The 2051-nt window shown below is 42.8% G+C and carries 2 protein-coding genes; both read right to left on the bottom strand.

Going from position 1 to position 2051, the window contains the following annotated elements:
* Nucleotides 1-199: 199 nt before the first annotated feature.
* A complete protein-coding gene (locus tag JX312_RS12760) occupies nucleotides 200-826 on the bottom strand; it encodes a hypothetical protein (protein ID WP_204458293.1) in 627 nt (208 codons plus the stop codon).
* The coding region (locus JX312_RS12765; protein ID WP_204458295.1) for a hypothetical protein at nucleotides 823-2051 on the bottom strand (1229 nt) is incomplete at its 5' end. The genes JX312_RS12760 and JX312_RS12765, both read right to left, overlap by 4 nt.

A 2051-nucleotide genomic window follows, 5' to 3' on the forward strand; every position in this document is an offset into this window, starting at 1 on the left:
TATCAAATGAATCAGCGGAAGAAATGATTGATTTCGCTGCCATAAAATTTTTAATCAATAAAATTTAGACAAGCTCTAAGATTCTGAAAATATTTGCATAAGACCTTTCATGCGGAGTCAGCCGCCGTGAGTTTCTCCCTGGTGCAGTCTTGATGCGGAGTTCCCGATGCCCGAAGGTTGGATTGAATCCGAAGACAGATCATTCGAGATGGTCAGGGATGAGTGTTATTGCCATATCTTCGGTGATGAGGGTCACTTTGCCGGTGGTCTTGTCGATATAGAATACCGACAGTGTCGTATCAAAAGGAGGGATAGGTTTGCCGTCGATCGTGAATATGTCCTGAGATATGGTGAAGGAGCCGTTGCTGTTGGGAATCATTTTATTGATTTCCTTGCCGTTGTAGGTGTAGGAAATATAGAAGAACCGGTGATTGTCGGTAGGGAAATCGGTCTCAATTTTCAAAGAGTCGGTAAAAAAGAAATGATCGGAGAGCGTGGCGCGTAATGCCACAATGTTGGATGCGCCTATCCCCCTTGATGACAGGTGTCTGACTCCGCTGATGTAGCTCTGTATGTTTTTAGCTTTGGATTTCTGATATTGGGATGCTATGAGCAGCCGTTGCTCTCCGCTGGCTGTGTCAACGATTTTCATTGCCTGTTTGGGCGATGTCCATTCCACAGAGGCGGATGGATGGAAGACATCGTTGACCTTAAGTGATTTCCCGTTGATCTTTATTGTGGGTGTGTTAAGGAAAACTATGCGATAGTCTGCATATGTCGATAAACTTATGAATATGCCCACTATTAAAAACAGAATTCTGGTCATAAAGTGTAATGTTCGTTAAGTTTTTGACAATAAATGGAATATAAAGATAAAAACGTCGTTGCCAAGAGAGTGTCATGAAATTCAGAGAAAATTATGAAATGCGCCAGCTGCAGAAGGAAGAGGATTGCTCCGACACCAATGAAGCTCAATATGAAATTCATGATCGGACTGGGATTCCATCTGATTACTTTCCAAAGAGTCAGATTCATTATAAGGAACCAGGCAATAACAAGATATACTGTGAAAGTCAACAATATAGACCATATATTTATTTCAGCTTTCCCCTCTTCAAGAGCCGTGAGTGCATTGATGACAATTGCCGGTCCGGATATGTAACCGACATAGCTGTCGTGGATATCGTTCATGCAATAGTCACCTATTATGATTTTTTTCCCTTTCACAAGGTTTCGTAGCTCTTCATCTGTAGATACATCAAGAATATCCGAGCCAAGATTATACCACACCTTGTCGCCCTCTTCGGTGTAAGAATTTTCCAGCAATACAGGCAAGGGGAGAATCATGGTAGTGTTGTCGAAGATTCCCGGCTTATAATCCATTACATTATGGGTGTCATTGAAGATGGTCTGCGCCATGGATGGAATTCCGTCAGCACCGGCGAAATTATATTTTGAAAAATTGTTGGAGATTAGATTGACGGCATAATCTCCATTGGAATGCAGTTTTTTATCTATGAGAGGAGAAATGGTTCCATCAGAATGCACTGGAACTGTCAGGCGTTTCATCTCGTTGATGCATTTGAAAAGAGCCGTGTCTCCCTCTGCCGGCATTCCACTGTCGAAGAATATGTCAATAGCGATAGCAGCGTAATCCGCATCCTTTATGCGGTAAAGGAAGTCAAGAAGCTTACGGCGGTCTGCCACATCAATCACACCGCAAGGAATGCCATATTCATCATTGACGGGTGTTAGCTGCCGGTCAAAGCTGATGTTGACAGGGAGGATGTCAGAGGGGATCGGTTTTGTCTTGCCGCTTGCAAGCATCGAAGCAAGCTGCAGTTTCTTCATGGTCAGTTCCTCATTTCCAAAAGAATGAGGGATACGGTCGCATATTATTGTAAGAATAAGTGTTATGATAGCTGTGACGGCAGCCACACATAATCTCGCTTTTCTGCCTGAAGTTAATTTCAGGAAGCGTAAGAAGGAGCCAAGAATACGGGATTCTATCTTGCGAAAAAATTTGATTATGTTGAGTGTCTCTTTCTTCT

It is taken from the genome of Barnesiella sp. CU968, from assembly GCF_905219685.1.
In the GTDB taxonomy this organism is placed as follows: Bacteria; Bacteroidota; Bacteroidia; order Bacteroidales; family Muribaculaceae; genus Lepagella; species Lepagella muris_A.